The organism is Streptomyces sp. NPDC051684 (genome assembly GCF_044453445.1).
Lineage (GTDB): Bacteria > Actinomycetota > Actinomycetes > Streptomycetales > Streptomycetaceae > Streptomyces.
In genome coordinates, this window is the sequence record NZ_JBITCS010000001.1 from 442,641 (window position 1) to 469,629 (window position 26,989).

The 26,989-nt window shown below is 70.9% G+C and carries 25 protein-coding genes; 8 read left to right on the forward strand and 17 right to left on the reverse strand.

Translation table 11 applies throughout. The annotated features are described in order from the left end of the window. Positions 1-51: 51 nt before the first annotated feature. The 13 genes from ACIA8D_RS02145 to ACIA8D_RS02205 form a co-directional block, all read right to left on the reverse strand. Positions 52-444, reverse strand: coding sequence for a YccF domain-containing protein (locus tag ACIA8D_RS02145; RefSeq protein ID WP_399227975.1), 393 nt, complete (start codon positions 442-444; stop codon positions 52-54). Beyond that, positions 441-1,304, reverse strand: coding sequence for a zinc metalloprotease HtpX (gene htpX / locus ACIA8D_RS02150; RefSeq protein ID WP_326020914.1), 864 nt, complete (start codon positions 1,302-1,304; stop codon positions 441-443). Before htpX ends, ACIA8D_RS02145 begins: the two co-directional genes overlap by 4 nt. A gap of 186 nt (positions 1,305-1,490) precedes the next feature. Then, positions 1,491-1,946, reverse strand: coding sequence for an MscL family protein (locus ACIA8D_RS02155; protein ID WP_399227976.1), 456 nt, complete (start codon positions 1,944-1,946; stop codon positions 1,491-1,493). Between the two features lie 86 nt (positions 1,947-2,032). Further along, positions 2,033-3,568: an NADH-quinone oxidoreductase subunit N gene (locus ACIA8D_RS02160; RefSeq protein WP_399227977.1), complete on the reverse strand. Its 1,536-nt coding sequence runs from the start codon at positions 3,566-3,568 to the stop codon at positions 2,033-2,035. After that, positions 3,565-5,157, reverse strand: coding sequence for a NuoM family protein (locus ACIA8D_RS02165; protein WP_399227978.1), 1,593 nt, complete (start codon positions 5,155-5,157; stop codon positions 3,565-3,567). The genes ACIA8D_RS02160 and ACIA8D_RS02165 overlap by 4 nt, the downstream gene beginning before the upstream one ends. Before the next feature lie 6 nt (positions 5,158-5,163). Continuing rightward, positions 5,164-7,191 (reverse strand): NADH-quinone oxidoreductase subunit L, encoded by a 2,028-nt coding sequence (locus ACIA8D_RS02170; RefSeq protein WP_399227979.1) that lies wholly within the window; start codon positions 7,189-7,191, stop codon positions 5,164-5,166. Then, positions 7,188-7,586 carry an NADH-quinone oxidoreductase subunit NuoK gene (gene nuoK, locus ACIA8D_RS02175; RefSeq protein ID WP_399227980.1) on the reverse strand — a complete coding sequence of 133 codons (399 nt, stop codon included), beginning with the start codon at positions 7,584-7,586 and terminating at the stop codon, positions 7,188-7,190. Before nuoK ends, ACIA8D_RS02170 begins: the two co-directional genes overlap by 4 nt. Continuing rightward, on the reverse strand, positions 7,586-8,206 hold the full coding sequence (locus ACIA8D_RS02180) for an NADH-quinone oxidoreductase subunit J (protein ID WP_399227981.1): 621 nt from the start codon (positions 8,204-8,206) through the stop codon (positions 7,586-7,588). Before ACIA8D_RS02180 ends, nuoK begins: the two co-directional genes overlap by 1 nt. Then, positions 8,203-8,778: a NuoI/complex I 23 kDa subunit family protein gene (locus tag ACIA8D_RS02185; RefSeq protein ID WP_399227982.1), complete on the reverse strand. Its 576-nt coding sequence runs from the start codon at positions 8,776-8,778 to the stop codon at positions 8,203-8,205. The genes ACIA8D_RS02180 and ACIA8D_RS02185 overlap by 4 nt, the downstream gene beginning before the upstream one ends. Then, the gene (locus tag ACIA8D_RS02190; RefSeq protein WP_399227983.1) at positions 8,778-9,746 is read right to left on the reverse strand and encodes an NADH-quinone oxidoreductase subunit H; all 969 of its coding nucleotides are present in this window, start codon (positions 9,744-9,746) and stop codon (positions 8,778-8,780) included. Before ACIA8D_RS02190 ends, ACIA8D_RS02185 begins: the two co-directional genes overlap by 1 nt. Then, positions 9,743-10,798 (reverse strand): NADH-quinone oxidoreductase subunit C, encoded by a 1,056-nt coding sequence (locus ACIA8D_RS02195; RefSeq protein ID WP_399227984.1) that lies wholly within the window; start codon positions 10,796-10,798, stop codon positions 9,743-9,745. Before ACIA8D_RS02195 ends, ACIA8D_RS02190 begins: the two co-directional genes overlap by 4 nt. Beyond that, positions 10,795-11,412, reverse strand: coding sequence for an NADH-quinone oxidoreductase subunit B (locus ACIA8D_RS02200; protein ID WP_399227985.1), 618 nt, complete (start codon positions 11,410-11,412; stop codon positions 10,795-10,797). The genes ACIA8D_RS02195 and ACIA8D_RS02200 overlap by 4 nt, the downstream gene beginning before the upstream one ends. Next, the gene (locus tag ACIA8D_RS02205) at positions 11,403-11,801 is read right to left on the reverse strand and encodes an NADH-quinone oxidoreductase subunit A (RefSeq protein ID WP_326020931.1); all 399 of its coding nucleotides are present in this window, start codon (positions 11,799-11,801) and stop codon (positions 11,403-11,405) included. The genes ACIA8D_RS02200 and ACIA8D_RS02205 overlap by 10 nt, the downstream gene beginning before the upstream one ends. A 206-nt stretch (positions 11,802-12,007) precedes the next feature. Between ACIA8D_RS02205 and ACIA8D_RS02210 the strand changes: the two genes are divergently transcribed. The 8 genes from ACIA8D_RS02210 (at position 12,008) to ACIA8D_RS02245 (ending at position 22,680) form a co-directional block, all read left to right on the forward strand. Next, positions 12,008-13,201 (forward strand): sensor histidine kinase, encoded by a 1,194-nt coding sequence (locus ACIA8D_RS02210; protein ID WP_399227986.1) that lies wholly within the window; start codon positions 12,008-12,010, stop codon positions 13,199-13,201. 141 nt (positions 13,202-13,342) lie between these two features. Further along, positions 13,343-14,806, forward strand: a complete 1,464-nt coding sequence (locus ACIA8D_RS02215) for a sensor histidine kinase (RefSeq protein ID WP_399228059.1) — start codon at positions 13,343-13,345, stop codon at positions 14,804-14,806. 529 nt (positions 14,807-15,335) lie between these two features. Next, positions 15,336-15,995, forward strand: a complete 660-nt coding sequence (locus tag ACIA8D_RS02220; protein ID WP_399228060.1) for a LuxR C-terminal-related transcriptional regulator — start codon at positions 15,336-15,338, stop codon at positions 15,993-15,995. Between the two features lie 243 nt (positions 15,996-16,238). Then, positions 16,239-18,185 carry a 2-oxoacid:acceptor oxidoreductase subunit alpha gene (locus ACIA8D_RS02225; RefSeq protein ID WP_399227987.1) on the forward strand — a complete coding sequence of 649 codons (1,947 nt, stop codon included), beginning with the start codon at positions 16,239-16,241 and terminating at the stop codon, positions 18,183-18,185. After that, a complete protein-coding gene (locus ACIA8D_RS02230) occupies positions 18,178-19,266 on the forward strand; it encodes a 2-oxoacid:ferredoxin oxidoreductase subunit beta (RefSeq protein ID WP_399227988.1) in 1,089 nt (362 codons plus the stop codon). The genes ACIA8D_RS02225 and ACIA8D_RS02230 overlap by 8 nt, the downstream gene beginning before the upstream one ends. A gap of 124 nt (positions 19,267-19,390) precedes the next feature. Continuing rightward, a complete protein-coding gene (gene rarD / locus ACIA8D_RS02235) occupies positions 19,391-20,404 on the forward strand; it encodes an EamA family transporter RarD (protein ID WP_399227989.1) in 1,014 nt (337 codons plus the stop codon). Beyond that, positions 20,401-20,850, forward strand: coding sequence for a VOC family protein (locus tag ACIA8D_RS02240; RefSeq protein WP_399227991.1), 450 nt, complete (start codon positions 20,401-20,403; stop codon positions 20,848-20,850). The genes rarD and ACIA8D_RS02240 overlap by 4 nt, the downstream gene beginning before the upstream one ends. A gap of 225 nt (positions 20,851-21,075) precedes the next feature. Continuing rightward, complete coding sequence (locus tag ACIA8D_RS02245; protein WP_399227992.1) at positions 21,076-22,680, forward strand: hypothetical protein; 1,605 nt, start codon at positions 21,076-21,078, stop codon at positions 22,678-22,680. Here ACIA8D_RS02245 and ACIA8D_RS02250 read toward each other — a convergent pair. The 4 genes from ACIA8D_RS02250 to ACIA8D_RS02265 all read right to left on the reverse strand — a co-directional run bounded on the left by ACIA8D_RS02250 (position 22,670) and on the right by ACIA8D_RS02265 (position 26,967). Continuing rightward, the gene (locus ACIA8D_RS02250; protein WP_399227993.1) at positions 22,670-23,578 is read right to left on the reverse strand and encodes an ABC transporter permease; all 909 of its coding nucleotides are present in this window, start codon (positions 23,576-23,578) and stop codon (positions 22,670-22,672) included. The two genes, ACIA8D_RS02245 and ACIA8D_RS02250, sit on opposite strands and share 11 nt — an antisense overlap. After that, the gene (locus ACIA8D_RS02255) at positions 23,565-24,518 is read right to left on the reverse strand and encodes an ABC transporter ATP-binding protein (RefSeq protein ID WP_399227994.1); all 954 of its coding nucleotides are present in this window, start codon (positions 24,516-24,518) and stop codon (positions 23,565-23,567) included. Before ACIA8D_RS02255 ends, ACIA8D_RS02250 begins: the two co-directional genes overlap by 14 nt. Positions 24,519-24,584: 66 nt before the next feature. Next, positions 24,585-25,802: an outer membrane lipoprotein carrier protein LolA gene (locus tag ACIA8D_RS02260; protein WP_399227995.1), complete on the reverse strand. Its 1,218-nt coding sequence runs from the start codon at positions 25,800-25,802 to the stop codon at positions 24,585-24,587. 253 nt (positions 25,803-26,055) lie between these two features. Further along, positions 26,056-26,967 (reverse strand): CHRD domain-containing protein, encoded by a 912-nt coding sequence (locus ACIA8D_RS02265; protein WP_399227996.1) that lies wholly within the window; start codon positions 26,965-26,967, stop codon positions 26,056-26,058. Between the last annotated feature and the right edge of the window lie 22 nt (positions 26,968-26,989).

Genomic DNA, 26,989 nt, shown 5'->3' on the forward strand with positions numbered 1-26,989 from the left:
TCACGACGGGCCCTAGGGCCCGTCGTGAAGCTCCCGTCTGCGTCGCGACGCCTAGCGCGCCGCGAACGGCCGATCCGTGGGCACGATCTCGCGGCCGAGCGGCAGCAGCGAGATCGGGATCATCTTGAAGTTGGCGATGCCGAACGGGATGCCGATGATCGTCACACACAGGGCGAGGCCCGTGACGATGTGCGCCAGGGCGAGCCACCAGCCCGCGAGGATCAGCCACAGGACGTTGCCGACGCAGGAGGGCGCGCCCGCGTCCCGGCGCTCGACCGTCGTCTGCCCGAAGGGCCACAGGGCGTAGAGGCCGATCCGGAAGGAGGCGATGCCGAACGGGATCCCGATGATCGTCACGCACAGCAGGAGCCCGGCCAGAACGTAGCCGAGGAACAGCCAGAAGCCACTCAGGATCAGCCAGATGACGTTGAGGATTGTCTTCACTGTTGGCGACCTGCCATCTGCTCGAGGCGGGAGATGCGCTCCGCCATCGGCGGGTGCGTGGAGAACATCTTCGACATTCCCTGACCGGGGCGGAAGGGGTTGGCGATCATCATGTGGCTCGCCGTCTCGATGCGCGGCTCGGGCGGCAGGGGCAGCTGCTTCGTGCCCGCCTCGAGCTTGCGCAGGGCGCTCGCCAGGGCCAGCGGGTCACCGGTCAGCTGGGCGCCCGAGGCATCGGCCTCGTACTCGCGGGAGCGGCTGATGGCGAGCTGGATGAGGGATGCGGCGAGCGGTCCCAGGATCATGATCAGGAGCATTCCGAAGATGCCGGGGCCGTCGTCGTCGTTCGAGCGGCCGACCGGGATCAGCCACGCGAAGTTGACCAGGAACATGATCACGGAGGCGAGGGCGCCGGCGACCGAGGAGATCAGGATGTCCCGGTTGTAGACATGGCTGAGCTCGTGCCCGATGACACCGCGCAGCTCGCGCTCGTCCAGGATGCGCAGGATTCCCTCGGTGCAGCACACCGCGGCGTTGCGCGGGTTGCGGCCCGTCGCGAACGCGTTCGGCGCCTCCGTGGGCGAGATGTACAGGCGCGGCATGGGCTGACGCGCCTGCGTGGAGAGCTCGCGCACCATCCGGTACAGCGCCGGTGCCTCGAATTCGCTCACCGGGCGTGCCCGCATCGCGCGCAGGGCCAGCTTGTCGCTGTTCCAGTACGCGTACGCGTTCGTCCCCAGGGCGATGACGAGTCCGACGATGAGCCCCGTACGGCCGAAGAAGCTGCCGATGACGAGGATGAGGGCGGACAGGCCTCCGAGGAGTACGGCGGTCTTCAACCCATTGTGCCGGCGGTGCACGGTACGTCCTCCTGATGGTGCGGCAGGGGAACCCACTGCTTGCTTGACTGCTGCTTCCACTGGGTCTGGAGCCTGCGCGTGTTTCCACGTCCAGTGGACCCTCCCTGACTGGTCAACGCCAGACGAGGAGGACGAGTTCCCTTGGCCGCCCGGGACGGACCGGTGCGGGCGTGTAGGCCGACCGGGTCAGCGCTGCTGCGGCAGCCCCGCCAGTTCCAGGGCCTCCGGGTCCGGCTCGATCTCGCTCGTGCAGTGCGCGCAGCGCGTGGCGACGCCGGGGATCTGGGTGTAGCAGCGCGGGCAGTCGCGCAGGGCCGCCTTGATGTCGACGGGCTTGCCGCGGTCCAGGCGCGCCTGGAGCTTCATCATCGGGACGACGATGCAGAAGTAGAGCACCGCGGCGGTGATCAGGAAGGCGATGATCGCGCTGACGAACTTGCCGTACGGGAAGTCGGTGCCCTCGACCGTGAAGTGCGCCTCGCCGAAGTCGCCGGTCGACTGCGTGGCGATACCGATGAGCGGCGCGATGAACGCCGTACTGAGTGCGGTGACCACAGCCGTGAACGCGGTTCCGACCGCGAGGCCGATGGCCATCGTGATGATGTTTCCGCGAAGGATGAAGTCCTTGAACCCGCTCAGCACGACGCCTGTCTCCTTGGTGTGGGGATGTGATCGTTGACGTGGGGGCCGGTGGGGCGGCCCGTACGTGTGGTGCCGTACGAGGGTGCCTAGAAGAGGCCCGTCGAGGCAAAACGCAGGGCCATCTGAGGTGCGCCGGAGAGTGCCACCGCGATGACCGCGGTGAGGGCGATCGCCGCAGTGAGCGGCCTGGACGCGCGGTGGACGGCCGGTTCGCCTTCGGGGGCGCGGAAGAGGGGCGCGGTCCACTGGAGGTAGTAGAAGAGCGCGATCACGACGTTCACGGCCATGACGACGCCGAGCCAGCCCATACCCGCGTCGACGGCCGCCGAGAAGACCGTGACCTTCGCGAACAGGCCGATGATGCCCGGCGGCAGCCCCGCCAGACACAGCAGGAAGAAGCCCAGGGCGAGCGCGGCGAGCGGGTGCGAGGCGTACAGGCCCCGGTAGTCGCTGATGCGGTTCAGCGGCTTCGTACGGGCGACCAGAGCGGCCACGGCGAAGGCGCCGAGGTTCACCGCGGCGTACATGAGGGCGTACGCGAGGGTGGAGCCGATCGACTTCTGGGGGTCGTCGGAGTACGCGGCCGCGGCGATCGGCACCAGGAGGTAGCCGGCCTGCCCGACGGAGGACCAGGCGAGCAGGCGGACGGCGCTGTACGCGCGCGTGGCCTGCTGCCGCAGGGCGGCGACGTTCCCGAGGGTCATGGTCAGCGCGGCGAGCGCGGCGAGGGCCGGACCCCACACGTCGGCGTACGAGGGGAACGCGACGACCGTGACGAGGATGAGGCCGGAGAAGCCGACGGCCTTGCCGATGACCGACAAGTAGGCGGCGATCGGCAACGGTGCGCCTACGTAGGTGTCGGGTACCCAGAAGTGGAACGGGACGGCTGCCGTCTTGAAGGCGAAGCCCACAAGGGTGAGCGCGACGCCGGCCTGGGCGAGGGTGTGGAGCTGGCCGTCGACGTGAGTGAGTTCGGTGGCCACGCGCGTGAGGTGCAGGCTGCCCGTGGCCGCGTAGACGAAGCTCACGCCGAGCAGGGTGACGGCGGTCGCGGTGACCGAGGAGAGGAAGAACTTCAGGGCCGCGTCGGAGGACCGCTTGTCGCCCTGCTTGAGGCCCACGAGGGCGAAGGCGGGCAGCGAGGCGACTTCCAGGGCGACGACGAGCGTGGCCAGGTCGCGGGACGCGGGAAGCAGGGCAGCGCCCGCGGCCGAGGACAGCAGGAGGAACCAGAACTCCCCTTCGGGGAAGGGCCTGCCCGCCTTCTTGGCGTCCTTCAGGGAGCTGACCGAGAGCAGTGCGGTGAGCAGGGCGCCGGCCAGGACCAGGAACTGGATGACGAGCGTGAAGCGGTCCGCCGTGTAGCTGCACGCGTCGTACGGGACGCCCTTGAGGCAGAACGTGGAGCGCTCGTCCCCGATCAGCGGCAGCAGCGCGAGAGCGGCTGCGGCCAGGCCCGCGACCGAGATCCAGCCCAGCAGCGGCTTGCGGTGTTCCGCCACGAACAGGTCGGCGACCAGCACGACGAGGGCCACGACCGCCGCGATCGTGGGCGGCGCGATGGCGACCCAGTCGACGGACTGGACGAGGGACGCCACGGAGGGCGCGGCGACGGCGATCACTGGATGCCTCCTGCAAGGAGCTTCTGCACGGCCGGATTCGTGAGGCCGAGCAGGGCGGCGGGCCACAGGCCCGCGAGCACGGTGAGGGCGACGAGCGGGGTCCAGGTGGCGAACTCGTAGCCGCGCACGTCGGCGAGCACGGGAGCCTCCGGGGCCGCCGGGGCTTCCTTGGGGCGGGGGCCCATGCAGACGCGGCGGACCAGGATCAGCATGTACGCGGCGGTGAGCAGCGTGCCGAAGGCCGCGATCGACATGAAGACCAGGAACGCCGGGCGGCTGAGGTCGTCGGCGGGCTTGAACGCGCCGAACAGGGCGAGCATCTCGCCCCAGAACCCGGCCAGTCCCGGCAGCCCGAGCGAGGCGACGGCCGCGAAGGCGAGCAGGCCGCCGAGGCGCGGCGCCTTGCCGTACAGGGCCATGCCGCCCTGCTCGGCAAGGGCGTCGAGGTCGCTGGTGCCGGCCCGGTCCTTGAGCGCGCCGACCAGGAAGAAGAGCAGGCCGGTGATGAGGCCGTGGGCGATGTTGGCGAACAGCGCGCCGTTCACCCCGGTCGGGCTCATCGACGCGATGCCGAGGAGCACGAAGCCCATGTGGCCGACGGAGGAGTACGCGATGAGGCGCTTGAGGTCGCCCTTCGCGCCCTGCTTGGCCAGGTTCAGGCAGGCCAGGGACCCGTAGATGATCCCGATGACGGCGAGCGCGGCGAGGTACGGCGCGAAGGTCCGCATCCCGTCGGGCGCGACGGGCAGCACGATCCGGACGAACCCGTACGTACCCATCTTCAGCAGGACACCGGCCAGGAGGACCGAGCCGACGGTCGGGGCGGCGGTGTGGGCATCGGGCAGCCAGCTGTGCAGCGGCCACATCGGGGTCTTCACCGCGAGCCCGATCCCGATCGCGAGAACGGCGATGACCTGCACGGATGTGGTCAGACCCCGACCGTTGTCAGTGGCGAGTGCCACCATGTCGAATGTGCCTGACTTAACGCCGATAAGGAGGAGGCCGAGCAGCATCACGACGGAGCCGAGCAGGGTGAAGAAGATGAACTTCCAGGCCGCCTGCGCTCGTTGCTCGCCGCCCCATCGTGCGATGAGGAAGTACATCGGAATGAGGACAATCTCGAACGCGAGGAAGAAGAGGAGCAGGTCCAGGACGGCGAAGGTCGCCAGCGTGCCCGATTCCAGGACCAGGATCAGGGCGACGAACGCCTTGGGGGACGGCCCGGCCGGCATGTGGAAGTAGGAGTACAGCGCGCACAGGAACGTGAGCAGCGCCGTGAGCACGAGGAGGGGGAGGGAGATGCCGTCGATGCCGAGGTGGATACGCACGTCGAGCGCGGGGATCCAGCTGATGTCGGTCGTGGCCTGCATCCTCGACGGCTGGTCGTGGTCGAAGCCGAGCGCGAGGACGATCGCGGCGATGAGGATCACGCCGGTCACGGTCACGCCGTGGCGGAGCACGGCCTGGTCGGGTGACTTCCCCTTCAGCCCGGGCGGGGCGGGGAGGAGAGCGCCGACGGCTCCGACGAGCGGGCCGACGACGATCAATGCGAGAAGGAACTGCATCACGGATTCGCTGATATCGATCACGGCTGCTCACGCTCCGGCGGTGGCGACGAGGACGACGGCGACCACCAGGACGACGGTGCCTGCGAGCAGTGCGCTGAGGTAGGTCTGCACATTGCCGGTCTGGGCCCTGCGCACGGCCCAGCCCAGCGCCTTGGGCGCTTCGGCCGCTCCGCGTACGTAGGTGTCGACGACGGCGCGGTCGAGGAAGCGGACCAGCGTGGCGCCGGCCTGCACCGGGCGGACGAAGAGCGCCGCGTAGACGGCGTCGAGGTGGAAGCCGACGACCGCGTGGCGGTGCAGCGGGCCGAGCAGCAGACGGCCGGGATCGGCCGGGTCGGGGGCGCTCGCGACGTCGCCGTACGCGGGGGCATGCGTGGCGATGGCCTCGGCCTCGACCAGGCCCGCGTCACCGGTCCCGGTGTCGACCGCGACGGCGCCGATCGGAATGCGGTGGGCGGCCATCGCGGTGGTGTGCCGCCAGGCCGCGTACGTCATCAGGCCGCCGACGAGGGCGAAGCCGGTACCGAGGACGGAGGTGGTCAGCGTCGGGGTGAGGGAGCGGCCGTCGAACCAGTCGGGGAGCACGCCCGCGAGCAGTCCGAAGCCGAGGGAGGGGATCGCGAGGACCCACAGGACGACGTTCATCGTGACCGGCTGCCTGCCGTGGTCGGGGGCCTCGGCCCCGCGGCCGTTGAACGCGAGGAGCCACAGGCGGGCCGCATAGGCGGCGGTGAGGAGGGCCGTGACCAGGCCCGCCACGAGGACGATCCAGCCGGAGGCGACCGGCGCGGTCAGCACGCCGTTCTCATGGCCGGTGGCGGTGTGCTCGGCGGCGCCGAGCACGGCCTCCTTGGAGAAGAAGCCGCTGAACGGCGGGATCGCGGCGAGCGCGAGCAGCGCCACGGTCATCGTCCAGAAGGCGTCGGGCACGCGGTCGCGCAGGTCCTTCATGCGGGACATGGCGGCCAGCGAGTTGGTGCCGGCGGCGTGGATGATCACGCCCGCCGCGAGGAACAGCAGCGCCTTGAAGGCGCCGTGGGACAGGAGGTGGAAGACGGCGGCGTCGCGGTTGCCGACGGCGAGGGCGCCGGTCATGTAGCCGAGTTGGCCGACGGTCGAGTACGCGAGGACCCGCTTGATGTCGTCCTGGGCGAGCGCGGCGAGGGCCGAGCCGAGCATGGTCACCGCGGCCATCACCGCGAGGACGATCAGCGCTGCCTGCGAGGCGGCGAAGACCGGGAGGAGGCGGGCGACGAAGTAGACGCCGGCGGCGACCATCGTCGCGGCGTGGATGAGTGCGGAGACGGGCGTGGGGCCCGCCATCGCGTCGGGCAGCCAGGTGTGCAGCGGGAACTGCGCGGACTTGCCCGCCACACCGGCGAGGAGCAGGAGGGCGATCAGGGTCGGGTGGTCGAGGCCCGCCTCGCTCGTGACCTTGCCCAGGATCGTCGTGATGCGGAACGAGCCCGTGTCGACGGCGAGCGCGAACAGGCCGATGAGGAAGGGGACGTCGCCGAGCTTCGTGACCAGGAACGCCTTGAGGGAGGCGGCCCGCGCCTCGGGGGTCTCCCAGTAGTGGCCGACGAGGAAGTACGAGCAGATGCCCATGACTTCCCAGCCGACCAGCAGGACCATCAGGTCGCCCGAGTAGACGACCAGGAGCATCGCGGAGGTGAACAGCGAGACGAGCGCGGCGTACGAGGGGTAGCGCGGGTCGTCGCGCAGATAGCCCGTCGAGTAGATCTGCACGCAGGTCGCGACCAGGCCGACGAGAACGGCGACGAGGGCGGCGAAACCGTCGATGTGCAGGGCGAGTTCGATCGGCACGGAGCCGGTCGGGGCGAGCTGCGTGTGCGCGTCGAGGGCGGCCGTGCCGTTGCCCGTGCCGCCGCCCTGGTCGAGGGCGACGACGGCGGCGAGGACCAGCGCGGCCAGCGTCGGCAGGACGGCCAGCGGGCGGACGAAGCCGGGGGCCGTGCGGCCGAGGAGCAGGCCGGCGACGGCGCCGAGGAACGGCAGGAGGGGGACGAGGACGGCGAGGTTCGTCGTGGTCACGCGGTGGCCTCGGCCTTCTCGTCCGGGGTGCCGGCGGTGGTGGCCGCCGGGGTCTCGGACGGGTCGTGCGGGTCGTCGTCCGGGTCGTGGGGCTCGGCGGAGTCGCGGAGCTTGTCGATGTCCGACGTGCCGCGGTTCCGGTAGACGGCCAGGACGATCGCCAGGCCGATGCCGATCTCGGCGGCGGCGATGGCGATGGTGAACAGGGTGAGGGCCTGGCCCGCGTGGAGGGTGTCGCGCAGCCAGACGTCGAAGGCGACGAGGTTCAGGTTGACGGCGTTGAGCATCAGCTCGACCGACATCAGGACCAGGATCGCGTTGCGGCGGGCCAGTACGCCGTACAGGCCCGTGCAGAAGAGGAGGGAGGAGAGGACGGCGGGATAGGCGAGGTGCATCAGCGGGTTCCCTCGCCTTCGGCTGCCGCGGCGGATGCGGCCGCGCCGGTGGTCTCGGCGGCGTTCTTCTTGCGGGACAGGACGATCGCGCCGACCAGGGCGGCGAGCAGGAGCACCGAGAGCGCCTCGAACGGCAGGACCCAGTGCTTGAAGAGGATCGAACCGGTCACGTCCGTGCTGCCCTGGACCGGGCCGTCGAGGTCGATCCAGGTCGTGCGGAACGCGTCGACGACGACCCAGACCAGGGCGGCGGCGGAGGCGACGGCCACGGTCAGGGCGGCCCACCGGTTGGGGCTGTCCGCGTCCGGTGAAAGGCCGATGGGCGCGCGGGTCAGCATCAGACCGAACAGGAGGAGGACCACGACGGACCCGACGTAGATGAGGACCTGCACCCAGGCGATGAACTCGGCGGTGAGCAGGAGGTACTCGACGGCGAGGCCGCCGAGGGCGACGACGAGCCACAGGGCGGCGTGCACCAGTTGCTTCGTCGTGACGGTGGCGATCGCCGCGGCGAAGGTCACCAGGCCCACGAGCACGAAGGCGATCTCGACGCCCGACGGGGAGAGGAACCCGGGACTGTCGGCTGCCGTGGCGACGGCCGCCGGTACGGCGAGGGTCATGCGGTGGGCTCCTCTCCGGACTCGGTCGGGGCGGCGGCCGGAGGTGCCTGGGCGGCCGCCAGCTTGTCCGCGGCCTTGCGGGCCGCCGTCAGTTCCTTGGGGTCCTCGGCCGCGGGGTCGAGGGCGGGTGGGGACGGCACCGTCCACATCCACTCGCGGAGCTTGTCGCGCTCGTGGGTGAGCTCGCGGATGTCCGTCTCGGCGTACTCGAACTCCGGGGACCAGAACAGCGCGTCGAAGGGACACACCTCGATGCAGATACCGCAGTACATGCAGAGGGAGAAGTCGATGGCGAAACGGTCGAGGACGTTGCGGCTGCGCTCGCGGCCACCGGGTGCGGCGGGCGGCACCGTCTCCTTGTGGGAGTCGATGTAGATGCACCAGTCGGGGCACTCACGGGCGCACAGCATGCAGACCGTGCAGTTCTCCTCGAACAGACCGATCACGCCGCGGGTGCGCGGCGGGAGTTCGGGCTGGGCCTCGGGGTACTGCTCGGTGACGGTCTTCTTCGTCATGGTGCGCAGGGTGACGGCGAGGCCCTTGGCCAGGCCGCTGCCGGGGATCGGGGCCATTAGTTGATCGCCACCTTCACGATTCCGGTGAGCGCGATCTGCGCGAGGGCGAGGGGGACGAGCGTGGTCCAGGCGAGCTTTTGCAGCTGGTCCTCGCGCAGTCGGGGGTATGTGACGCGGAGCCAGATCACGACGAAGGCGAGGACCGCCGTCTTGAGCAGGGTCCACACCCAGCCCAGACCGTCCGCGCCCCACGGGCCGTGCCAGCCGCCCAGGAAGAGCACCGTGGTCAGTCCGCAGAGCACCACGATGCCCGCGTACTCGGCGAGCAGGAACAGGGCGAAGCGCAGGCCCGTGTACTCGGTGTACGCGCCGAAGATGATCTCGGAGTCGGCGACCGGCATGTCGAAGGGCGGGCGCTGGAGCTCGGCGAGGCCCGACACGAAGAAGACGAGGGCGCCGACGATCTGCCAGGGCAGCCACCACCACTCGAAGGCGTCGAGGATGCCGGGCAGGGAGACCGTTCCGGCGGCCATCGCCACGGAGGCCGCGGCGAGCAGCATCGGGAGTTCGTACGCCAGGAGCTGGGCCGCCGTGCGCAGACCGCCGAGGAGGGAGAACTTGTTGGCGCTCGCCCAGCCCGCCATCAGCGAGCCGAGCACGCCGACACCCATGACCGCGAGGACGAAGAAGATGCCCGCGTCGACGACCGCGCCGACCGCGCCGTCGCCGGGTCCGACCGGGATGGCGAGCAGCACGAGGAGGTACGGGAGGAGGGCGACAGCGGGGGCGAGTTGGAAGACGCGGCGGTCGGCGTCGGCCGGGACCACGTCCTCCTTCTGCGCGAACTTGACGCCGTCGGCGACCAGTTGGGCCCAGCCGTGGAAGCCGCCCGCGTACATGGGGCCGAGGCGGCCCTGCATGTGGGCCATGACCTTGTGCTCGGTCTGGCCGACGATCAGGGGCAGCACCAGGAAGGCGACGAAGACGACGACGAGGCGCAGGGCGACGTCGAGGGCGTCGGTCACTCGTTGCCTCCGTTGGTATCCGTGGTGTCTGCGGTGTCCGTGGTGCCAGTCGGGCCCTCGGAGTTGTCCTTCGGGCTCTCGGCCGGAGTGGCGTCCGGGGTGGATTGGGGCGCGGCTTCGGGAGTGGCTTGCGGCTTCTTCGGGTCCTCGTCGAACGCGGGTTTGGCGTGGTGCCAGGGTGCGTCGCTCGAACGGGGTTCCGGCGCCGACTCCGTCTCCGGGGCCGGGGCCTGCGGCTCGGTGGGCGTGGTGCGTTGCGAGGCGGAGCCCTGGGAGGCGCTGCGGGAGCGCCGTACCGGACGCGGCGCGGCCTCCGGGGCCTTCGAGGCCTCCGGGGTTTCATCCGCAGGTGCGGCCGCCGCGGCCTGGCTCGCCGAGCCCTGGGTCGCGGACCTGGTGCGCCGCGCGGGCCGCTCCCCCGCGGCACCCGCCGCGCCTGCGCCCCCGGCTCGCGCGCCGCGGGCCGGTCGCGCCGGGGCAGGCGGCAACTGCCCCTTCAGCGGCCCCCATTCGTTCGGGTCGGGGACGCCTGGCGGCAGCATCTGGCGCCTCTTGGGGCCGCCGTGCTCGGACTCCCCCGGCTCCTTCGCGCCGGGCCACGCCTTCGCGACGCGGGCCGCGAGCACGAAGTCCTTGCGCAGCGGGTGCCCTTCGAAACCGTCGGGCAGCAGGAGCGGGTCGAGGCCCGGGTGGTCGGTGAAGTCGACGCCGAACATCTCGTGCGTCTCGCGCTCGTGCCAGGCCGCGCCCGCGTACACACCGACCGCCGACGCGAGCACGGGGGCCGCGTGCGGGACGGTCGTGCGCAGCATCAGGCGACGTACGGAACCGGGGGCGACGGCCGCGACGTGCGCGCACACGCGGAAGCCGTCCGCCGGCTCGTCGACGGCGCTCAGCCAGTCGAAATAGCTGCACCCCAGGGTCGTACGGGCCGTCTCCAGAGCCTGGATCCACTGCGCCGCCGGGACGTCGACGGTCAGCAGGTCGTACGCCTCCTCGACTGTCGCCTCCGGGCCGAACAGCTCGTCGACGGGGGCAGGGAGCCAGCTCATCGCTCACCCCCGGAAGGCGCGGGCGGCTGGACGAGGCCGCTGCTCAGCGCCGCCGCCGAAGGGCGGCCCGCCGCCGCGTCGGCGGACGCGTACCGCTCGCCGAGCGACTCGCGGGCGATCTTCTCCTGGAGCTTGAGGATGCCCTGGAGCAGCGCCTCCGGACGGGGCGGGCACCCAGGCACGTAGACATCCACCGGGATGATCTGGTCGACGCCCTTGGTCACCGAGTACGAATCCCAGTACGGGCCACCGCAGTTGGAGCAGGCGCCGAACGAGATGACGTACTTCGGCTCGGGCATCTGCTCGTACAGCCGCTTCACGGCGGGCGCCATCTTGTCGGTCACCGTGCCGGACACGACCATCAGGTCGGCCTGGCGCGGGCCCGGTGCGAACGGGATCACGCCGAGCCGGATGAAGTCGTGGCGCGCCATGGACGCGGCGATGAACTCGATGGCGCAGCAGGCGAGGCCGAAGTTGAAGACCCACAGGCTGTAGCGGCGGCCCCAGTTGAGGACCACCTTCATCGGCTCGGGGGCGAGCCGCGAGAGCACGCCCAGCTTCTTCGGCTCGGGAAGCAGTACGGGTTCCTGGGGAGTCACGGCGCTCACGTCCACGTAAGGACGCCCTTCTTGTATGCGTACAGCAGGCCCACGGTGAGGAAGCCGAGAAAGATGAACATCTCGACGAGGGTCGTCGCGCCGTATCCCGGCGCGGCGAAGACCGTGGCCCAGGGGAAGAGGAAGATCGAGTCGACCGCGAAGATCACGTAGAGGAAGGCGTAGACGTAGTAGCGGACCTGGGTGTGCGCCCAGCCGTCGCCGACGGGGTCGACGCCGCATTCGTATGTGAGGAACTTTTCCCTGGTGGGGACCACCGGGCGCAGCAACTTCCCCGAGCCGAAGGCGACGGCGACGAAGAGCACGCCGACGACGGCGAGCAGTCCGACGACCGAGTACGACTGGAAGTAGTCCGCCGCGATGACGGTCACGTCCGATCCCGTCACGTACCTGCGCCCCTCGCGAGTTCGTTGTGTTCGACGATCTGTACGCACGGGAGTCTAGGCCCTGTTAAAGGGACGGTAAGCAGCCCGGTGCCGAGGGCTTCGCCGAAGGACCCCGGCGAGGTGGGGCTCGTGGTGGGGTTAACCCCCGCTCAACTTGGCGGTCGTCCTCATGGCGCCCCGCCCCGGGCCAGGGCACTCTTGCCGCTATGACCGAGCCACTCGACGCCCCCGAAGACCACCCGGTGCTGCCCCCGCCACGAATCGGGTACGACAGCACCACGTGGAAGGAGATCGCCTATCTCCTGAGCAGCTTCCCGCTGTCCATCTTCGGATTCGTGTACGCCGTCACGATGGTGTCGCTCGGCGCGGGCCTCACGGTCACGGTGATCGGGCTTCCGCTGATCGCCGCCGGACTCAGCGGCGCACGGCTGCTCGGCAAGGCGGAGCGCGGGCGGGCGCGGGCGCTGCTCGGTGTGCGCATCGAGGAGCCGAGCCCGCTGCCGGTGCGCCGCTCGGCCGGCTTCTTCGGCTGGCTGTGGACCGGGCTCAAGGACCCGGTGGGCTGGCGCACGGTGCTGTACGAGGTGATCCGGCTGCCCTGGGCGATCCTGACGTTCACGCTCACGCTGGTCGGCCTGTTCGTGCTGTGGCCCGTGCTGCCGTTCATCGCGCGCGGTCTGGGCAACGCGGACCGGGCGATGGTGCGGGCGCTGCTCTCCCCCTCCGACGAGTTGGAGCGGCGGATCGCGGAGCTGGAGTCGGACCGCGGCGTCGTCGTCGACACGGCCGCCGCCGACCTGCGGCGCATCGAGCGCGATCTGCACGACGGGGCGCAGGCCCGCCTGGTCAATCTGGCCATGGGGCTCGGCCTCGCCAAGGAGAAGCTCCTGGAGGGCCAGGCCGACGACGCGGTGGCCGCGATGGTCGACGAGGCGCACGGCGAGGTCAAACTCGCGCTGCAGGAACTGCGGGACCTGGCGCGCGGCATCCATCCGGCGGTCCTCACCGACCGCGGGCTCGACGCGGCCCTGTCCTCCGTGGCCTCGCGCTGCACGGTGCCGGTGAAGGTGACGGCCGAGCTGCCGGGCCGGCCCGCGGAGGCGATCGAGGGCATCGCCTACTTCACGGTCTCCGAACTCCTCCAGAACGTGAGCAAGCACAGTGGCGCGCGATCGGCCTCGGTGGACGTGTGGCGCTCGCAGGACCGGCTGCTCATACAGGTCTGGGACGACGGCCGGGGCGGCGCGAGCCTGGACAAGGGGACCGGCATGTCGGGCCTCGCGGAGCGGCTCGACGCGGTGGACGGCCTGTTCGTCGTGGACTCGCCGGACGGCGGCCCGACCACGATCACGGCGGAGCTGCCGTGGCGCGACAGGACCGAGCCGATACGGCAGGGGTAGGGAAAACCCCCGGTCGAAGACGCCGACCCGCCGCATGGTCGCGGGACGCGCGCACGAGGAGGCTTGAAGCAGAGCCCGAGAAAGCAGAACGACGGCTCCCCGGTGGGCCTCGACGGCCCTGAGCAGAACGGACGGACACCGATGGCCACGCACCAGTACGGATATCGCGACCAGAGCGACGCGTACGCGTACTCGTACGACGAGCGCCGCGACGGCCGTTACGGCTTGGACGGTGGGCGCGGAGCCGGTTCGGGTCCGCGCCGGGGGCTGCGGCGGCTGCCGGCCGGGCTGCGGGCGCCGTTCGAGGGGCGGACGTGGCGGGAGTTCGGGTATCTGCTGCTCAGCCTGCCGCTCAGCATCGTCGGATTCGTGTGGGCCGTGACGATGACCTCGCTGGGGGTGGGCCTGCTGGTCACGTTCATCGGGGTTCCGGTGCTCGCGGCGGCGCTCGCCGGGTCGCGCGGACTCGGGGCGCTGGAGCGGGTGCGGGCGCGCGGGCTGCTCGGCGTCGAGGTCGGCACGCCGGAACCGCTGCGGCCGCGCACGGGCGGGCCGATGGGGTGGATCGGGGCGACGCTCAAGAGCGGCGTCTCGTGGCGGCATCTGCTGTACGGGGTGCTGCACATGCTGTGGGCGGTGTTCGGGTTCTCCGTGGGGCTGAGCTTCTGGGCGACCGGCTGGACGACGCTCACGTATCCGGTGTGGCGCTGGGTGTTCCCCACGTACGTGGGGCAGGACGGCATTCAGTTGTACGGGGACGCCGGCCACGCCGTGTACCTGGACAACCCCTTCGAGATCGCGGTGACCGCGGGGCTCGGGCTGCTCGTCACGCTGGCCACGCCATGGGTGATCCGGGCGCTGACGACGGTGGACCGGCTGATGGTGGTGGGACTGCTCGGCCCCTCGCGGCTCGCGTCGCGCGTGGTGGAACTGGAGTCGGACCGGGGCGTCGTGGCCGACACGGCGGCGGCCGATCTGCGGCGCATCGAGCGCGATCTGCACGACGGGGCGCAGGCCCGTCTGGTCGGCCTGGCCATGGATCTCGGGGTGGCCAAGGAGAAGCTGAGCGAGGACCCGGCGACGGCGGCGCGCATGGTGGACGAGGCGCACGGCGAGGTGAAGACGGCGTTGCAGGAGCTGCGGGACCTGGCGCGCGGGATCCATCCGGCGGTGCTGACCGACCGGGGGCTCGACGCGGCGTTGTCGGCGGTGGCCTCGCGGTGCGCGGTGCCGGTGCAGGTGGAGGTCGACCTGGTGGAGCGGCCCGCGCCGGCCATCGAGGGCATCGCCTACTTCACGGTCTCCGAACTCCTCCAGAACGTGAGCGAGCACAGCGGGGCGACGCGGGCAGAGGTCGATGTGTGGCGGGCGCAGGACCGGTTGATGGTGCAGGTGTACGACAACGGGGGCGGCGGAGCGGTGGCTGGATCGGGAGGGGCATCGCGCAGCGATTCGGTTGAGGGCGGTGGTGGGCGACGGGCGGGCGGGTCCGGGTTGGCGGCGCTCGCGGGGCGTCTCGATGCGGTCGACGGGATTCTGGTGGTCGAGTCGCCTGCGGGTGGGCCGACGCGGGTGACGGCGGAGTTGCCGTGGCGGCGGCCGTGACACGGGCTTGACCCCGGGTGTCGTGGCGCGGCACCGTTCCGCCCCGCCCCACCCGCGGCCGGGGCCCCTCGACCGTCACGCGGCACCGGGGCGCCGCACCCCCGCGAGGCCGACGCCCCCGGAGGGGGCGGTGGGTGGGAGATGGGCGGTGGCACGGGTCCGTAGCGCCGGTGCCGGTACATCAAGCCCCTGCGGCGCTTGAGCAGCGGGGCACGGGGCAGAGCCCCGAATCTTTTGAAGCCCCGCCGGCGCTTGAGGCGCGGGGCACGGGGCGGCGCCCCGCGGCCGCAACCCCGGGTCCGGGGCGGAACCCGATGGCCGCAACCCCGGGAGCCGACACCGACGCCGACACCGACGCAGCCCCGCCTACCGAAGGGGAGGGCGGCGCCGCGCAACACCCCCACCCGCACAACCCACCCGCAGCTGTCCCCCGATCCTGGAATGCTGGGGGCATCAGGATCGACCGATCCCGGCGCGCACCGTGCCGGGACGCTCGTGCGCTGGGGGGCCGAAGAACGTGGAGGACAAGGTGCGGGTCGTCATCGCCGAGGATTCAGTGCTGCTCAGGGAGGGCCTGACCCGGTTGCTCACGGACCGCGGGCACGAGGTCGTCGCGGGTGTCGGCGACGGGGAAGCGCTGGTCAAGACCATCATCGAGCTGGGGGCGCAGGAGCAGCTGCCGGACGTGGTCGTCGCGGACGTACGGATGCCGCCCACGCACACCGACGAGGGCGTGCGCGCGGCGGTCCGCCTGCGGGCCCGGTTCCCGGACCTCGGGGTGCTGGTCCTCTCGCAGTACGTGGAGGAGCAGTACGCGACCGAACTGCTCGCCGGTTCGAGCCGCGGCGTCGGGTACCTGCTCAAGGACCGGGTCGCCGAGGTACGGGAGTTCGTGGACGCGGTGGTGCGGGTCGCCGAGGGCGGTACGGCGCTCGACCCCGAGGTGGTCGCGCAACTGCTCGGCCGCAGCCGCAAGCAGGACGTGCTGGCGAATCTGACGCCCCGCGAGCGCGAGGTGCTCGGCCTGATGGCGGAGGGACGTACGAACTCGGCCATTGCCCGGCAGCTCGTGGTGAGCGACGGCGCGGTCGAGAAGCACGTCAGCAACATCTTCCTGAAGCTCGGCCTGTCCCAGAGTGACGGGGATCACCGCCGCGTACTGGCGGTGCTGACCTACCTGAACTCCTGATTACCTGACACCCTGTCAGATACGACGGGCAGCGAGCACAGGAGACAGCCAAGAACCATCGACCGACCGAGCGCGTCTTCCGCAGGGGAATCACCACACAAATCGGGGCGACCCGCCGTCTCATTTGGCGGTCCACCATACGAATCGCCTCAGGAAGGCGACCCTTACAGACGTAGGGTGGGCCGTGGGTGGGTCGGTGGGACGGCCGTGCCCGCACAGCCGCCTCGAGGGAGGTCCAGTTCAGTGACCAGCCAGGTCAGTAGCACCACCGAGCAGGCCGACGGAACCGACAGCGCTGTCGTCGGCGGGCAGCGCACATCGGCCGGTGAATCGAGCAAGGACGTACGGCGTGTGGACCGGGTGATCATCCGGTTCGCGGGTGACTCCGGTGACGGCATGCAGCTCACGGGGGACCGCTTCACTTCGGAGACCGCGTCGTTCGGCAACGATCTCTCCACACTGCCGAACTTCCCGGCCGAGATCCGCGCTCCCGCGGGGACGCTGCCGGGCGTGTCCTCCTTCCAGCTGCACTTCGCCGACCACGACATCCTCACGCCGGGCGACGCGCCGAACGTACTGGTGGCGATGAATCCGGCCGCGTTGAAGGCGAACATCGGGGACGTGCCGCGCGGCGCCGAAGTCATCGTCAACACCGATGAGTTCACCAAGCGGGCGATGCAGAAGGTCGGTTACGACACCAGCCCGCTGGAGGACGGGTCGCTCGACGGGTACCACGTGCATCCGGTGCCGCTGACGACGCTGACCGTCGAGGCGCTGAAGGAGTTCGAGCTCTCGCGCAAGGACGCGGGCCGCTCGAAGAACATGTTCGCGCTCGGCCTGCTGTCGTGGATGTACCACCGGCCGACCGAGGGCACGGAGAAGTTCCTCAAGGCCAAGTTCGCCAAGAAGCCCGAGATCATGAAGGCGAACCTCGCCGCGTTCCACGCGGGCTGGAACTTCGGCGAGACGACCGAGGACTTCGCGGTCTCCTACGAGGTCGCCCCCGCCGCCACCGCCTTCCCCACCGGCACGTACCGCAACATCTCGGGGAACCTGGCCCTGTCCTACGGGCTGATCGCCGCATCGAAGCAGGCGGACCTGCCGCTGTACCTGGGCTCGTACCCGATCACGCCGGCGAGCGACATCCTGCACGAACTCAGCAAGCACAAGAACTTCGGCGTGCGCACCTTCCAGGCCGAGGACGAGATCGCCGGCATCGGTGCCGCGCTCGGCGCCGCCTTCGGCGGGTCCCTGGCCGTCACCACGACCTCCGGCCCCGGTGTCGCGCTCAAGTCCGAGACCATCGGCCTCGCCGTGAGCCTCGAACTGCCGCTGCTCGTCATCGACATCCAGCGCGGCGGACCCTCCACCGGCCTGCCGACCAAGACCGAGCAAGCCGACCTGCTCCAGGCCATGTACGGCAGGAACGGCGAGGCGCCGGTCCCGGTCGTCGCACCGAAGACGCCCGCCGACTGCTTCGACGCCGCCCTCGAAGCGGCCCGGATCGCGGTCACCTACCGCACCCCGGTCGTGCTGCTCTCGGACGGCTACCTGGCCAACGGCTCGGAGCCCTGGCGCATCCCCGAGGTCGACGAGCTCCCGGACCTGCGCGTCCAGTTCGCCTCGGGACCGAACCACACCACCGAGGACGGCACCGAGGTCTTCTGGCCGTACAAGCGCGACCCCCAGACCCTCGCGCGCCCGTGGGCGATCCCCGGCACGCCGGGCCTCGAACACCGCATCGGCGGCATCGAGAAGCAGGACGGCACGGGCAACATCTCCTACGACCCGGCCAACCACGACTTCATGGTCCGCACCCGGCAGGCGAAGATCGACGGCATCGAGGTGCCCGACATCGAGGTCGACGACGCCACCGGCGAGGCCCGCACGCTGGTGCTCGGCTGGGGCTCGACGTACGGACCGATCACGGCCGCGGTGCGCCGCCTGCGCACGGCCGGGGAGCACATCGCGCAGGCCCATCTGCGCCACCTCAACCCGTTCCCGCGGAATCTGGGCGAGGTCCTGAAGCGTTACGACAAGGTGGTGATCCCCGAGATGAACCTCGGTCAGCTCGCCACGCTCGTACGGGCGAAGTACCTGGTGGACGCGCACAGCTACAACCAGGTCAACGGAATGCCGTTCAAGGCCGAGCAGCTCGCCACGGCTCTTAAGGAGGCCATCGATGGCTGAGACGACCACAGAGGCAAACGGGGGCGGCGGGGCGGACACGCTTCTGTCGCTGGTCCCCAAGGCCGAGGCCAAGCAGTCCATGAAGGACTTCAAGTCCGACCAGGAAGTGCGCTGGTGCCCCGGCTGCGGCGACTACGCGGTCCTCGCCGCCGTGCAGGGCTTCATGCCCGAGCTCGGGCTGGCGAAGGAGAACATCGTCTTCGTCTCAGGGATCGGCTGTTCGTCCCGCTTCCCGTACTACATGAACACGTACGGGATGCACTCCATCCACGGCCGCGCCCCGGCCATCGCCACCGGACTCGCCTCCTCCAGGCGGGACTTGAGCGTGTGGGTCGTGACCGGTGACGGCGACGCGCTGTCCATCGGCGGCAACCACCTCATCCACGCCCTGCGCCGCAATGTGAACCTGAAGATCCTGCTGTTCAACAACCGGATCTACGGGCTCACCAAGGGCCAGTACAGCCCCACGTCCGAGGTCGGCAAGATCACCAAGTCGACGCCCATGGGCTCGCTCGACGCGCCCTTCAACCCGGTGTCGCTCGCCATCGGCGCCGAGGCGTCGTTCGTGGCCCGCACCGTCGACTCCGACCGCAAGCACCTCACGTCGGTGCTCCGGGCCGCCGCCGACCACCAGGGCACGGCGCTCGTCGAGATCTACCAGAACTGCAACATCTTCAACGACGGCGCCTTCGAGGTCCTCAAGGACAAGCAGCAGGCCGAGGAGGCGGTCATCCGCCTCGAACACGGGCAGCCGATCACCTTCGGGTCCGAGGCCTCGAAGGGCGTCGTGCGCGACACGGTCACGGGCGACCTGAGCATCGTTCCCGTCACGGAGGACAACAAGGCGGACATCCTGGTCCACGACGCCCACGCGACGTCCCCGACCACCGCCTTCGCGCTCTCCCGGCTCGCCGACCCCGACACCCTGCACCACACCCCCATCGGCGTCCTGCGCGACGTCGAGCGTCCGGTCTACGACGTACAGATGAGCGACCAGCTGGACGCCGCGATCGAACGGGACGGCAAGGGCGACCTCGGCGCGCTGCTCGCCGGCGGCGACACCTGGACCGTGGTGGGCTGACCCCTTCGCCGGACACCGCACGACCGTCAGGACCGTATGGCGATACGGGCATGACGGACAGGGCCCGGCGGCGCTACCTTCGTGGTGGCCGCCGCCGGGCTGCCGTGCGTTACGAGGAGGGGTCATGCAGGACAGGGCCGGGGCGGATCCGGGGCTGCGGGGGCAGGGGAAGAACGAGGGGCGCATCGGCCTCCTCAACGGTTTCGCGGCGTACGGCATGTGGGGCCTCGTCCCGCTGTTCTGGCCGCTGCTCAAGCCCGCCGGATCGGTGGAGATCCTGGCCCACCGGATGGTGTGGTCCCTGGCCGTCGTGGGCATCGCGCTGCTCTTCGTCCGCAGATGGGGCTGGGCCAAGGAGCTGCTGCGGCAGCCGAAGCGGCTCGGGCTCGTCTCCGTCGCCGCGGCCGTCATCACCGTCAACTGGGGCGTCTACATCTGGTCGGTGAACTCCGGCCATGTCGTCGAGGCCTCGCTCGGCTACTTCATCAACCCGCTCGTCTCGATCGCGCTCGGCGTGCTGCTCCTCAAGGAACGGCTGCGGCCCGCGCAGTGGGCGGCCGTCGGCACCGGTTTCGCCGCCGTGCTCGTGCTCGCGATCGGATACGGGCAGCCGCCGTGGATCTCGCTCGTGCTCGCGTTCTCGTTCGGCACGTACGGGCTCGTGAAGAAGAAGGTGAACCTGAGCGGGCTCGAATCGCTCGCCGCCGAGACCGCCGTGCAGTTCCTGCCCGCGCTCGCCTATCTGCTGTGGCTCGGGGCGCAGGGCCGGTCGACGTTCGGGACGGAGGGCGTCGGGCACGGCGTGCTGCTCGCGTCGGCCGGGCTGATCACGGCGGTCCCGCTGGTCTGTTTCGGGGCGGCGGCGATCCGCGTGCCGCTGTCGACGCTGGGGCTGCTCCAGTACCTGGCGCCCGTCTTCCAGTTCGTGCTGGGCATCTGGTACTTCCACGAGGCGATGCCGCCCGAGCGATGGGCCGGGTTCGCGCTGGTCTGGCTGGCGCTGATCCTGCTGACGTGGGACGCGCTGCGCACCGCGCGGATCAACCGGGCCCGCCTTGTCCGGGCCGAGGCCGAGGTCGCCTCCCATGTCCCGAATTCCGCGCAGACGGACGAGGTTCGCCCTATAACTGGGGCATGACACTGCACTGGAAGCTCGTCGTCGACGCCGCCGACCCGCACGCCCAGGCCGAGTTCTGGGGAGCCACGCTCGGCTACGAGATCGAGGACAACGCCGCGCTGATCGAGCGGCTCCTCGGCTTCGGCGCCGTGAGCGAGGCGGAGACCGTCCTGCGCTGGGGCCGCCGGTCCTTCCGCGATCTGGTCGCCGTGCGCCACCCGGACGACCCGGTGGACGCGGACACCGGCACCGGGCTCGGCCGCCGCATCCTCTTCCAGCGGGTGCCCGAGGCGAAGAGCGGCAAGAACCGGCTGCACATCGACGTGCACGCCGAGTCCGGGCAGCGGGCGGCCGAGGCCGAGCGGCTCACCGGCCTCGGCGCGCACGTACTGAACGAGGTCAAGGCGCAGGGCGGCGAGTGGCTGGTGCTGGCCGACCCCGAGGGAAACGAGTTCTGCCTGCAGTGACCCGGCGCGCGGTCGGTCACCAACTCTTTGCTGAATCACCTCCGTTCACCACTCAGCGCTCCTCCTAACCGTCGGTAACCTGTGTGCGACCGTCCGGGCGGTCGATGCCCTTCTCGCGTCCCGCCCGCGCCTTGCCACTCGTTCTGCTCCTGGAGGAGCCTTGATCTACGGACGCCTCCTGGGCGCCTGCGCCGAACCGCGCCCGGACCACGGGAGCGGTGCGTGATGGGGGCCTTCAACGGCGGACTCACCGTCTCCCTGCTCCTGTTCCTGCTCTTCATCGGCGCCTGCCTGTTCCTGTCGATGTGGGCCAGCCCCGACCTTCGTGTCGGCGACGAGTTCTTCCGCGTCGGCGAGTCGAACCGGCTCGGGGCCCGCCTGATCGGGCTCGCCTACGCCGGTGACATCGCGAACGCCGCCGCGGTGATGTTCCTCGTCGGGGTCGTGGCCGTGGCCGGCGGGGACGGCGTGGCCGTCGCCACGTGCGCCGCGCTGTCACCGCTCCTGATGCGGCAATGGCTGGCGAAGCGCCTCGCGGGCATCGGCGGACGGTCGTTCGGCGAGACCGTCACCCGGCATCTGCCCCCGGGGCCCGGCCGCCGCGCCGCCGGCTTCGCCCTGCTCACCGCGACGGTGCCGCTGATCACCGCCCAGTTGCAGCCCATCGGCGACACGGCCCGGATGGTCGGCATCGACGACCTCACGACCCGGCAGATCCTCATCGTGCTGATGGGCGCCCTGATCGTCGCCTGCGCGGCGATCGGCGCCACGCGGGGCGCGACCGTGCTGCAACTCCTCAAGATCGGCGGCCTGATGCTGATCGCCCCGATCCTCGGCCTCCTGGTCGTGATCAAGTTCGGCGGGGACTTCGGCGCGCTCGTGCACGCCGCCGACCGGAACCGGACCGGCTCGGCAGGCTTCCTGGAGATGGGCCAGCTCTTCGGCAACGGCCCCATCGGGTTCATCGACCTCGCCGCGTTCTGCTCCTGCGTACTGACGGGCGCGGCCTTCATGCCGTACCTCCTCGCGCGCTTCACGGACGCTCCGCATCCGCGCGCCGCCCGCCGCGTCGCGGGCGTGGGCTTCGCCGTCATCGCCCCGCTGTGCGCCATGGCGGCCCTCATCGGCTTCGGCGCGGCGGCCCTCGTGCCCCAGAAGGACCTCGTGTCCCAGGGGCAGTTCGGCGGAAACATCATCACCCGCCTCGCCATCGCCCTGGACGGCTCGGAGGACGGGCTCGGCAAGTGGCTGCTGTTCGGCCTCTGCACCACGTTCCTGACGGTCCTCGCGGCCGCCTCCGTCCTCCTGCTGTCCACGGCCGCCTCCGTCGTCCGCGACCTCGGCGCCGGCGGCCCGGTGGCCAAGCCGGAAGGGCTCAAGGCCGACGGCACGACGAGCGTCAGCGCGGGCCGCGCCCGCCTCACCATGAGCATCGTCGGCGGGGTGAGCATCCTGCTCGCCGCCCTCACTCCCGACGTCAGCCCGATGTTCTGGCTGGTCCTGTCCTACACGGTGACGACCTCTTCGGTCCTCCCGCTCGTGATCCACTCGCTGCGCAGCGACCGCCCCATGTCCGCGGCGGCCATGAAGCGCTGCGTCTACGGGAGCACGGCGGCGATCCTGCTCGCCACGTTCTTCTCCCCCTCGGTCTCGGGAAACCCGTACGCGGTCTTCCCCGACCTGGACTGGAGCTTCTGGCCGTTCTACTCCTCGGTCCTGGTGAGCGCCCCCGTCGGCTTCCTGCTCGCCCGGCCCCGCCGGGGCGACCACCCGTCGCGGGGCGCCGCGGCCCGGGGCAGGTCCGAGGCACCCGCCGGGTTCACGCGGTGATGTCCTTCGCCGTGAACCGCGCCCAGGCCGCGGAGCCGAACACCGCCGCGTACAGGGCCTGCAGTTCGAGATTCTTGACCACGTCGTCCCAGTACACCGGGGCGCGCATCAGGTCGGCGAACGATAGCCACTGATGTGAGAACAGGTAGGGCTGGATCCCGTGCAACTGCGGGATCTGGTCCAGGATCTGAACGGTGATCAGCAGGCCCACGGTCGTCGCCATCGCCGCGATGCCGCTGCCGGTGAGCGTCGAGATGAAAAGGCCGACGGCGGCGATGCCGACCAGGGACGCCGCGACCACGAGCGCGATCAGGAACGCCCGCCACAGCCCTTCGCCGAAGCCGATCCGGGTGCCGGAGATGGTGGCCAGGTCGCCGAGCGGGAACAGCAGCGCCCCGGTCAGGAGCGCCGAGACCGCCACCACCAGCGTCGCGAGCAGGCAGAAGGCGAGCACGGTCGCGTACTTGGTGAGCAGCAGCCGGGTCCGGCCCGCGGGGGCGACCAGCAGATAGCGCAGCGTCCCCGCGTTCGACTCGCCGGCCACCGCGTCGCCCGCGACGACGCCGACCGACATGGGCAGGAAGAACGGGAGCGTCGCGGCGAGCGCGGTGAACACCAGGAACAGGCCGTTGTTCGTGATCTGCGCGATGAACGCGGGGCCCGCGCCCCCGCCGCCCGCCTCGTCCCCGCTCGTCTCGATCTTCACGGCGACGCCGATCAGGACCGGCACACCGGCGAGGACCGCGAGCAGCGCGAGGGTGCGCCAGCGGCGCAGGGTCACCGTCAGCTCGCTGCGCAGCAGGCCGAACGTCCACAGCGGATGCGCCGCCCGCGCCTCAACCGGCGCTTCCACCCGCGCCTCGGCCTGCGCCTCAACCTGCTCCTCAACCCGCGACATCGAAGCCCTCCCCCGTCAGCGCGACGAACGCGTCCTCCAGCGAGGCCCGCTCGACGCCGAAGCCGCGCACGCGCACGCCCGCGGTGACCAGTGCCCTGTTCAGTTCCGCCAGATCCGTGTCGGGCGGCGGTGGTTCGGCCGTGACCCGCTCGTCCTCCGTGTCGAGGACGGTCAGCCCGTGCTCCTTGAGGACGCGGGCGGCGTCGGCCGGGTCCGGGGTGGTGACGGCGAGCTTTCCGCGCACCCCGGCGGCCAGTTCGGCGACCGGTCCCTGGGTGAGGAGCCGGCCCTTCGCCATCACCGCGGCGTGCGTGCAGACCTGCTCGATCTCGTCGAGGAGGTGCGAGGAGAGAAAGACGGTGGTGCCGTCGGAGGCCAGTTCCCGGACCAGGGTTCTGATCTCGCGCATGCCCTGCGGGTCGAGTCCGTTCGTCGGCTCGTCCAGGACGAGCAGGCGGCGCGGCGTGAGCAGCGCGGCGGCCAGGCCTAGCCGCTGCTTCATGCCGAGCGAGTACGCCTTGGCCTTCTTGCCCGCCGCGGCCGTCAGGCCCACCCGGTCGAGCGCCTGTCCGACCCGCGCCTTGCGGGTGCGGGGGTCGGCGGTCGGATCGGCGGAGTCGTAGCGCAGCAGGTTGTCCCTGCCGCTGAGGAAGCCGTACAGGGCGGGCCCCTCGATCAGCGCGCCCACCTGCGGCAGCACGGTCCGCACCGCGCGCGGCATGGCGTGCCCGAGCACCCGGGCGGAGCCCGAGGTCGGCTCGATCAGGCCCATCAGCATCCGGATGGTGGTGGTCTTGCCGGAGCCGTTCGGCCCGAGGAAGCCGAAGACGGCGCCGCGCGGGACGCTCAGGCTGAGCCCGTCGACGGCCAACTGCCCGCCCCGGTACCGCTTGCTGAGCTCCCGCGTCTCGATGACAGGCTCGACCCGCTGCTCCTCCATGCCCCTCCTACGCATACGGGTGAGGGGGTGGTGCACACCACCCCCTCACCGTGAACCACCGCTGATTCAGCCCGCGTTCGCCGCCTTCACCAGCGCGTCCTTGGTGACCGCACCTGCGTACGCCTTCCCGTCCTCGGTGACCAGTACGTTCACGAGACGGGTCGAGTAGACGGTGCCGGAGCCGAAGTCGCCCTTCACCCGGTCACCCAGGGAATTCAGGAACTTCTGCGCGTCGGGCGGCATCTCGGCCGAGCCCTTGCCCGCCGCCAGGCCCGCGGCCTCCTTCGGCAGCTTCAGCTCGGCGACCGAGGTCCAGCCCTTGCCGATGACGTTCAGGCCGTCGAGACCGCCGGCCTTCAGCTCCTCGGGCTTGGCGACGCCCTCGTGCCGCGGCGCCTTCTTCTTCAGCTCGTCGGCCTCGGTGACCTTCGTGCCCTTCGACGGCTTGAAGTCGAAGGTGGAGGCGGCCGGCTTCGCGAAGTCGACCTTGGTGAACCCGGCGTCGACCACGGCCGCGCCGCCGCCCGCCGGGGTGAGGCTGAACTTGAGCGGTGTACCGGTCTTCGCGTCCACGGACACGGTGACCGCGCCGACCGTCGAGCCGGACTGCTTCGGCTTGATCTGGAGCCGGTACGCGTCCCGGCCCGCGACCTGCGAGGTGCCGTCGACCGTGAACGACGTGGTGTCGCCGCCGGCCTTGAGGATCTCGTCCGTGAGCTCCTTCGGCGTGGCCGGAACGCCCTTCGGGGCCTTCTTCGCGTGCTCGCCGCGGTCCGCGCCCCGCTGCTGCTTCGCGTGGTACGCCTCATCCGACCTGCTGTCGTAGGCCCACACGTCGTCGCCGTTGTGGATCACGCTGTACTCGGACGTGTCGTCGAGGACCGACAGCTTCTGCTTGTCCTGGCCGTCCGCCGCGACGCGCAGCGTGTGCGAGCCGGTGGCCAGTTCGGTCAGCTTCGACTGCGGGTCGGCCGAGGACCTGCCGCCCTCGTGCTCGTCGCCGCCCATCATCCCGCCGCCCGCGGCGCCGCCCACCGAGGGCAGGCCCAGGTCCGTGTTGATCTTCACGGTGCCGGAGAGCTGCTCGGTGTCCGACTTGGCGATCTTCTCGATGAGCTGGCGCGCGGTGATGTCGGGAAGGTCCGGGTCGCCGGAGCTGGCGAGCGCCGGAACGAGCCCGATGGTCGCCGCGGCCACCCCCACCACGGCGACGGGGACCGCGTAGCGCACGGCCTTGCGGCGGCGCGTGCCGCTCTCGCTGTCTTCGGATGCGTACGGTGCCATCTTCTTGCCCTACCTCCGTGATCGGCGGCGGCTTACCGTCCTGTGCACTCGTCCAGTCTGCGTCCACCCCGAGCCGCCATTCTCACCCGGATTGGTCTGGAGTGGTGTACCCAATCTGACCAAACCGGCCACAAGGAAGCGTCAGACCCCGGGATCAACTCCGCGTACGCCTACGGGATGACACACCACGGCGGCGCCACCCCCGACCCGTAGGGGGCGACGCCGCCGACCGCGGTACGCGGACCGGGTGCGCTCAGCCGTTCACGAACACGTAGTCCGCCTTGCAGGGCACGCCCACGATCGCCCCGGGGTCACAGCTGCCCGAAGGGGCCACTCCGCCCACGGTGTTGAGCCGCAGGATCTCGGCGGTGTCCGCGAGCAGCCCGTGCGGCGCCCCGGACCGGGTGGCCCTGAGGTCCAGTTCGGCGATGTTGTCCGCCCCGTTCGGCGTGCGGGAGACGACCGCACCGGTGACGGCGCTCTTGTCGGGCGCCACCCACTGCGGCACGCCGGAGTCGGGCGCCGTGAACGAGTGCCGGATGTGTCCCGCGAGCTCCGCGCTCACGTCGCGCTGCGCGAAGGCCGCCTTGCCGGTGGCCGGGTCGACCTTGCACGCGTAGATCTGCCGGCCGCGCACCACGGACGCCTGGAAGTTGTCGAGGGCGCGGCCGAAGTCGGTCGGCTCCGTGACCCGGTGGAGCTGGCCGCGGACCGCGCCGTCGGGGAAGGCGGCCGTGTGCAGATTGGCGTAGAACGCTCCGGGGTCGGTGGTGAGCCGGGCCAGGAGCGCGCGGTCCTTGACGGTGACGGAGCCGGTGGCGCGGTGGCCCTTCGCGCCGCCGAGCACCTTGGTGAAGTCGACCCGCACGTCGCCGTTCGCGCCCTCGGCGCCCTCGTGCAGGTGCAGGGCGGTCGGCTTCCCGACGCCCCGCCACTTCACGGCGACGGCCACCTGATCGCCCTTGACCTGGATGAACTCCAGGGCGACCCCGTCCTTGTCACCGTCGGCCACTTCGTTGGCCCCGTTGAGGCTGGTGGCGAGGACGGTCGCGGTGTCGCCCGGTTCCGCGTCCGCGGCGATGGCCTGCGGCGCGGCGAGCCCGGTGCCGGCCGCGGCACCGAGGACGGCCGCGGTCGCGAGCATGCGTGTGCCCAATGTGCCCATGTTCAGTTCTCCCCCTACCGGG